Below are 8,950 nucleotides of genomic sequence, written 5' to 3'. Positions count from 1 at the left end.
AGATGTGTATAAGAGACAGGTCAACATCTACGGCGGCAAGGTCACCGCCATTTCCACCGGCAGCGATCTGGACGATTCCGGCGCAGGTATCGGCAGCGGTGAAGACGGGCAGAATACCCGCCCGATCACGATCACCGGCGGTACGATCATCGCCATCGGCGAATACGGCGCGGGCATCGGCGCAGGCGCGAGAAGAAACGCGAATACGATCGATATCTCCGGCACGGCGTCTGTCGTCGCCACCTCTACCGCGGGCGGCGCGGGTATCGGCGGCGGCAGAGAGGGCAACGCCGGTACCATCAACATCAAAGGTAAGGACGTCCATGTTTCCGCGATCTCCAAATCCTATAATTCCGGCGACCGCTTCGACAAGGATATCCAGGATCAGATTGGAAGAACCAACTGGTATTCGGACGGAGAGAAATACTACGCTACGGGACTGCAGCTGATCAGCTGGTTTGCACAGCTGTTCGGCAAGACGGTTTCCGGCGCGGGTATCGGCGGCGGATACCAAGGCTCCGGCGGTACGATCAATATTACGGAGAACGCTTACGTATACGCTTCGAGCGGTAAGTACGCCGCGGCGATCGGCGGCGCGGACGAGCACAGCTTTAATACCATCAACATTTCCGGCAGTACGGTCATCGCTGAAGCCGGCGACTATGGCGCGGGTATCGGCAGCGGCGACGAGTCCGAGACCGGCGGCACCATCAACATCACGAACGGCGCTGACGTTAACGCGACAGGCGGCACCGACGCGGCGGGAATCGGTACGGGCAACGAGACCGACGCCAATTGCACCATCAAGATCTCAGACTCTACCGTAGTCGCTCACGGCGGGCGCTACGGCGCGGGTATCGGCGGCGGTGACGACGTCAGCGGCGGCGATATCACCATTGAGCGTTCGAATATTACAGCTGACAGCGCGACCGACGGCGCAGGTATCGGCGGCGGTGAGAGTGGCCACGGCGGCACCATCACCATCATCGATTCTACTGTCAAGGCGACCGGCGGCGGTTATGCCGCGGGCATCGGCGGCGGCGATGATGGCGACGGCGGCAATATCAAGCTCCAAGGCTCTACCGTGAATGCGTGGGGCGGCGAAGACGGCGCGGGTATCGGCGGCGGTGAGGACGGAAACGGCGGTCATATCGAGATCATCGATTCCGAGGTACACGCCTACGGCAGCGAGTACGGCTCCGGTATCGGCGGCGGCGAGGACGAGGGCGTCAGCTACGTCGGGATCTCCGGGCAAAGCACGGTAGAAGCGGTCGCGGGCGGCGACGGAAACTCGGTCGCGATCGGCAACGGCGATTACAACAGCTTCCTGCACTCCCGCCCCTCCTGCGGGACCCTCACGCTTTCCGATAATCTTCTTGTCAAAGCGGGTTCCAATGCGAGCAGCACCGCGGCTTATTACAAGCAGAGCCGTTACAACGCGGTTCGCAACAATAAATATGCGTTGATCTATGCCTGCAATCACGCGAACGCCGAGTGGATCCCCCTGGATGTTATGACGCATCAGTTGTACTGCGGCGTATGCGGTTGTACCTTCCCCGAATCGACGGAGGAGCACAAATGGAACGTGAACAACGTCTGTATGAAATGCGGTCAGAACGCGGTGATGAAGCAGATGACCCTGATCGAGAGGAACGTTTACAATAATGACGACCTCTCTACCACGATCAAAGCGCCCGTTAATACGAAGGTCGTCCTTCCCGAATGTGAGCACGGCCCCGTCGGCTACGAGTTTGTATGCTGGCTGGAAGAGGGACGGGATTATCAGAATGCGCTCTTCCCGTATGATGTGGTAGAGCTTACCGACGACAAGACCTTCCGTGCGCTGTATCTCCCGGTCGTGACGACACAATATGTTGACGAAGCGGGTGAGAGAAAGAGCGTTTTGGCAAAGAGGCTCGACAGCGATCATTTGATCCTCGGCGATGGCTGGTATGTGGTGAGTCAGTCCTTTGATGCGAACAGCACGATCGCGGTCATTGGTGACGCCCACCTGATCCTCGCTGACGGCACGACGCTGAAGCCTATTCCGTACGGCAGAATCCCGATCGATTACAGTATGAATAAAAACTCTTCTCTGACGATCTACGGACAGTACTCACAGAGCGGCACGCTGGATCTCAGCTCCTGTAACGAATCACCTCAGCTGAGGCACTTTGTACAGTACGGCGCGATCGTGAAGGGCGGAGCAGCGGATTTTGTCACGAATGAATCCATCAAGATCGTGCGGGGTACCTTTGATGTAAAGGACGCTACCGCCTACGGTGTTGCGAATCTCCTCGGCGGGACGATCAAGATAGATGACTTCTCCGCGGTTAAGAGCGTCGAGCTCGGCTGCAACACCTCCGACAGCTCGATCACCTTGGATCAGATCAAATATAAGAAGGATCAGTACAGCATCGATATTTCCGACGGTCAGACGCTGACGGACGGGGAAAATCTCTACACCGGTACGCTGACAGATGAACAGGTACAGACGGCTGAGGGCAAGAAGCTCGAGCTGTACGACTCGACCCATTATGACCTTACGGAATGGCTCTGGTCAGACGATCATACGCAGGCGACCGCGGTGTTCGAGCATCGGGAAAACGGCGATATCATCAAGGTCAGCGCAAAGGTCAGCTATGAGGACGTCGATAAGAACAGGGTATCTACCGCTTCATGTGTTTTCGCCGGTAAGGAATACTCCGTGACAGAGACCTTCCGCCTGATCTTTGATATCAATATCGCGGATTGCGAGCACGGAACGGTCACCTCCTCCGCGGCATCGGCTAAGAGAGGCGAACATATCGAGCTGACGACCGCTCCCGATGAGGGTTGCAAGCTGACAGCGCTGTACTATACCGATCAGAACGGCGCTAAGACCGTGATCGATGATGATTCCTTTGAAATGCCGGAGAGCGATATCACCGTGACAGCGGTGTTCAGCACTCTGCATGAGATAGAATACATCGACGAGGATGGCAACGTGCAGACGGCTCAGGCGGCTGAGCTGACTGACGGTATCCCCGAGCTGACCTCCGGTTGGTACTATGTCGAAAAGAGAGAGAGCCACGGACACAATATCGGTCAGCTCAGTATCACGAACAGTATCGACCTCAACGGCGACGTCAAGCTGATCCTTCGTGACGGCGCGATCATGAACATGAATCCTTATGAGCTCGGAAGCAGCGACCTGAAGACTGCCGGAGCGCTGACGGTTTACCGCGCTCCCGGAGAGACCGAGGGCATTATCAGGGGCTTGGGCATTTACGCCGGAAGCGTTGATATCGTTGGAGGAAAGATCGAGACGAACGTGTATGCGCGCTCTCTTGATGTGCTCGGCGGAACGTTGAAGACATCGTATATCTCTGTTGAGGATGAAGCGAATATCTCCGGCGGTACCGTCAATTCCTCCCGCGACTACGGCGTGGTATTCAACTGCTTGGGAGATATCAATGTCACCGGCGGCAGCATGACGGTCAAGAGCAGTTCCGGCTCCCCGATCAATTGCAGTGGTGAGCTGGCGATCTCCGGCGGCGACACAGTATTGACCGGAACGATGGAAAACGAGAATACTGTCGTGACCGTCTCCGGCGGAAGCCTGACCTATAACGGCAGGCTCTACGGTAAGAATATTTCCATCGTCGGCGGCAGTACAACTGTAGACGGAACGCTCAGTTCTCCGAACGACGTCATCCTGGGCTGGACCGATCCGACCGACAGTATCACCGTGAAATCGTATGAAGGAAACGGAAAGATCATTTTCATCCGGGATATGACGGATGGGACTTACTCTTACAGCGGTACTTACGAGAGCGGCGACAAAGTCCGCTTTAACGAAAAAACGCTCACTCCCGATAAAGCCGGCACCGCGTGGGCATTCCTGCAATCCCGTATCAATTACGCGACAAACGGCACGACGATCAAGCTGACGGAGAACGTCGAGGCGACGGATACCGATACGGCGCTCGTGATCCCCGAGGGCAAGAGCATCACCCTCGACCTGAACGGTTTCACGCTCGATCGGCGTAAGGATGGAGCGTCTGATGACGGTAATGTTATCACCAATAACGGTACCCTGACGATCAGGGATTCGAGCATAGATGATTCCGGCGTCATCACAGGTGGTTATCATTCGACAGCCGGCGGCGGTATCGTCAACAACGGTACACTGAATATCGAGGGTGGCGAGATCACCGGCAACCGCGCTTATGAGGGCGGCGGTATCGCGAACCCTTCCGGATCCGCGCTGACCCTCTACGGCGGCTCTGTTACTGCCAACACCGCCTACCATTTCGGCGGCGCTGGTATTCTGAACAGCGGCGAGATGGCGATGAGCGGCGGCACGATCTCGGATAATACGGTCGAGGACGTCAGCTTCAACGGCGGCGGTATCTGGACGAACGGAACCCTGACCCTCAGCGGCGGTACGATCACCGGCAACAAGGCGGGCACAGGCGGCAACGGCGGTGGTATCTACTACACCGGCGGTACGCTGAACCTCTACGGATCGCCCGTCATCAGCGGCAACACGGCGTCGGGCGCCGACAGCGATCTCTTCATCAATGGTGATCGCATTGTTACCATCACGGATCAGCTCGAGTCCGGCGCGCATATCGGCTTGCGCAAGGATGTGCTCGATTCCTCCGCGCTTACCTCGGGACTGTCCGGCAAGGGTGACACGAAGTCCTTCTTCTGCAATCACGAGGGCTATGCCGTTGGCAGAAACGCTGACGGTGAAGCGGTATTCAAGCTGGCGCACCGTATTCTAATAGATACGATCGAGCACGGTACGGTCACCCCGTCTGACAATGCCGCGTGCGAGGGCAATGAGGTCACCCTGACTGTCACGCCCGATGAGAGCTATATCATCAAAACCGTGACGGTTGACGGTGAACAGCTCGCGCCTGTTAACGGTGTATACAGCTTCATCATGCCTGACGACGACGTGACTGTCGGCGCTGCGTTCAGCTATGTCGAGTACGTCGAGCGGGTCGAGCCGTATGTAGACGGCATAGGCGGCTATGTTTTCGGTACCGTAGAGCATTATGCTATCGACGGCAGAAACTACGCCGTGAACGAGGACGGTTCTATCGGTAGCGAGCTTAGCTCGATCACGTTCTCTTACTTTGACGTAACGTTCAAGCCGGCACCGTACAATCCGTTCAGTCGGAAATACGGAATCGCAAAATATATCGGACCGGTTGAAAACCTCAGCGAGCTTGTGATCCCCGCGAGCTACGAGGGTAACAGTATCAGCTTCATCGGCGGCGACAGTCAAAGCAAGAACATTTTTAATGATCAAACGACGCCTCCGTTCACCTTGGTGTTCAAGGGCTATCCCGATACGATCGGCAATAATGCCTTTAGCAACGCGAACGTGACGAAGGTGATCGGCAGTACAACCTACCTGAACAAGATCGGCAACAATGCCTTTGCATCCTCTCAGGAGGGCAGCCCGCTGGATATCACCTTTGACCACAGCGGTACGATCTCGGTCGGAAACAACATCTTCGGCAACCGCAGCGTCACCATGCACCTCAAGCACAGCACGCAGTTCAGCAGTACTGATTTCGGTGCGCGGAGCATTACCTATGACTTCACCGACTCGCATACCTACGGCGATCCCGTTTGGAATTGGTCGAAGGACAATACCTCCGCTACCGCGACATTTACCTGTACCGATGAAAGGTGCAAGCATGAAGAAACCGTGGAAGCGACGATCACCAGAGGCGTAGAAGACGGCAAACATGTTTTGCTCGCAACCGTCGATTTCGGCGGCAGGACCTATACCGATTCAAAACCGTTCGACTACTTCGCTTATCACAGCTTATCGCTTAATGGCGACATCGGCGTGAACTTTTATCTGAATCTTGCCGATGAAGAACTCGCCGAGGGCGTTCGTGTTGATTTTGTTTGGAACGGGAAGAATGAGTCCGTCGCGTTTGACAGTGAGAGCAAAAAGGACGCACAAACCGGTTGTTACAAGGCGACCTGCAATGTCTGCGCCGCTGAAATGAACGACGAGATCGAGGCGAGCATCACCGTCGGCGGCGCTTCTGAGCCGATCGCTGCCGAGACCTACAAGGTGAGGGATTATGCCGACGTCATCTTAGCGAATCAGGACAACAAGTTCTCCGAAGAGCTCATCGTGTTGGTCAAGACCATGCTCAACTACGGTGCAAGTGCTCAGGTACAGTTCACCCACAACACAGACGCTCCGGCTAATCATGATGTGGATCATGACCTGATTTCTTTGAGCGACAGCGAGATCGCTTCCATCTCATCCGATGTTCCGGAAAAGAACGCCATGAATGCGGCTCTTGAGGGCAAGGGAATCGAGTATTACGGCTACAGCCTGATCTTGAAGACCGAAACTACCCTGCGTTTCTACTTCAAGAAGAACGGCGCCGATACCTCCGCTTTATCTTTGATTAACAGCGACGGCATAAACGTCGGAGAGGTCAAGGATTACGACGACGAGTATTGCTATATCGAGGTCACGGATATCCCCGCGTCGAAACTCGGCGAAAATTATGAGCTGAAATACGGTGATGTTTCCCTCGGTAGTTACTCGGCACTCTCTTATGTCAAGGACGTTTTACAGAATGACGGCGGCGCTCAGCCCATCACCGACACCGTGACGGCGCTGTATCGCTATAACGAAGCGGCGATCGCATATTTTAACAGCGTCCCGTAAGGAGGTCAATCATGAAGAAAGAACGATATGAGCGCACTGAGCTCGAAATCTTTGAATTCCAAACAGAGGATGTCATCATGACCTCGGGAGGAATCCCCAAGGAAGAAGTTAACGAATTACCGATCAGAGGTAATCGCTGACAACTTTCTGCAAAAAGATATAACATAATATGACAAAAAGCTGTCCTTTTCTCAGGACAGCTTTTTCAGTCTTACCGAAGAAATAATGTTTGACGGTAAAAGAAACTTGCTCGTAATATTTCTGATTCTTAAAGAACTATGCAATGCTTCGTATTGTTATTTAAGTTAGCTCATGTTATAATTCTTTTAGCATACGACGATGAAACGCTGTGATTGAAGGTCTCCGATATGATTAATCAACTATCTAAAGCCTCTTCTGAAACAAACGTCTACAAAAGAGTATATTGCTTATACAGAGTGTCGAATCCGAACCAGGTGGACAACGATGATATACCTATGCAGAAAAAGGCTTGTCATCTATTTGCTTCCGCGCATTTCGGATGGGTAATTAAAAAAGAGTTTTATGAAAAAGGTGTTTCCGGGTATTCTGTCAGCGCTGATGACCGCGACAGCATAACAGCATTGAGAGAAGCCGCTGAGAACAAAGAATTTGATATCTTGCTAGTGTTCATGTTTGATCGCCTTGGCAGAATAGATTATGAGACGCCGTTTGTCTTAAAATGGTTTGTTGAACAGGGAATCGAGGTCTGGTCGGTTAAAGAAGGACAACAGACCTTTGATAAACACGAAGATGATTTAGTCAACTATATTCGTTTCTGGACAGCAAATGTAGAAAGTAAAAAGACGTCCCAGAGAGTATCAACCCGATTGAAACAGATGGTAGAAGACGGAATGTTTATCGGTGGCACATTGCCGTTTGGGTATCAATGGGTAGAAACTGAACAGAAAAACAAACGAGGGGATCCAATCAAGAAGCCCTCAGCAATTCCCGAAGAAGCGGAAATTGTAAAGAAGATATTCGACTCAACCGTCAACCGGAATATCGGATACAGCGCATTGGCAAGAGAGATTAATGAAAAGAAAATCACAACTCACAGCGGTACTGCTTTTAAGGCTGAAACGATAAAACGTATATTATCTAACCCGTTGTACTGCGGCTATCTTGTACGAGGCGAAGCCACATCACCGAGACATGAAGAATTACAGATCATTGATGAAGATTCGTATAATAAAGCACAAATCATTATTCAGCAACGCGCCGAGCGACACGCAGTAAAGAATTCTAAAGAAGCACAACAATCACTTCTGCCGGACGTAGTTTACTGTTCGTCCTGTGGGAAGAAAATGATATATACGACTACCTCGGGTTATCGGACAGATGCGAAGGGTAATAAGCGTCAATATGTTTACGGCAGGTATATTTGCCCAGGCAGCGCGTTGAAACGAACGGACTGTAAGGGGCAAGGCACGTACTCTTCCAATAAGCTGGAAAAGACCGTGATCGCCTACCTGAATATGTGCTTCAAAATGATCAAGACCGTTGAACAGATTAATAAGATGAAAGCGAAATGTAGGCGGAAGGATAAAAAACTAAGATATGACATAAAAATACTTGAAGAGGGCTTGGATACACATCAGGTTAGAATTAAAGGATTGCATAGGTTGTTGCCGCTTTACTTGATGGGAAAGTGTCCCTTTGATGTGAAAGATGTTTCGGCTGCAATACACGAAGAACAAGTTCTTATCAGCAAAATGGAACAGAAACAGAACAAGATTACAGCTGAGAGGAAGAATAATAACACATTATTAAAAGCGATTGCCAGAAGATACTCGTACCTGCTAGAATGCGCTTCCGATTTTGGTTCAGCCTCAAATGAACAAAAACGAGAGATCATTGAGGACTTGATCGATTATATAAAGGTAGGGAAGGGAGTAGGAAGTAAGTATGATACTGAGATCCACCTCTCGGGTACCTACAAAGAATTCTTCAGCATTTGAACAGAATGTTAGAATTTTAAAGTATAATTATTTTCTGTATTATATTGCATTTTTAGTTAACAGGAAGCTCCAGCCTGTCTGCGTCTCCCGTCGCGCTATCCGAAATATATCACTAATATCTGATTAAATCTTTTTATCAAGGATTAGTATAAAAATGGTGACATGTCATGAGAATGACCGCATAATATCGGCTCAATCGTTGACACGGTATTGCCGCACTGGTATAATACTGTCATAAAGACGCCGATCGTTTTTGATAATATGGTTCACG

At 51.8% G+C, this 8,950-nt stretch carries 3 protein-coding genes; all 3 read left to right on the top strand.

The features are described 5' to 3' along the window. Positions 1-6,700, top strand: a 6,700-nt coding sequence (locus tag KQI83_RS06690) for an InlB B-repeat-containing protein (RefSeq protein ID WP_442969779.1), incomplete at its 5' end; no start/stop codon positions are given. A gap of 11 nt (positions 6,701-6,711) precedes the next feature. Next, positions 6,712-6,840, top strand: coding sequence for a hypothetical protein (locus tag KQI83_RS16950; RefSeq protein WP_256447806.1), 129 nt, complete (start codon positions 6,712-6,714; stop codon positions 6,838-6,840). Between the two features lie 228 nt (positions 6,841-7,068). Then, positions 7,069-8,679, top strand: coding sequence for a recombinase family protein (locus KQI83_RS06685; RefSeq protein ID WP_216555797.1), 1,611 nt, complete (start codon positions 7,069-7,071; stop codon positions 8,677-8,679). Positions 8,680-8,950: the final 271 nt, after the last annotated feature.

Origin of the sequence: Roseburia sp. MSJ-14 (assembly GCF_018918225.1) — a bacterium.
Classification (GTDB): Bacteria; Bacillota; Clostridia; order Lachnospirales; family Lachnospiraceae; genus Petralouisia.
This window is presented reverse-complemented; position numbering and strand designations above follow the sequence as displayed.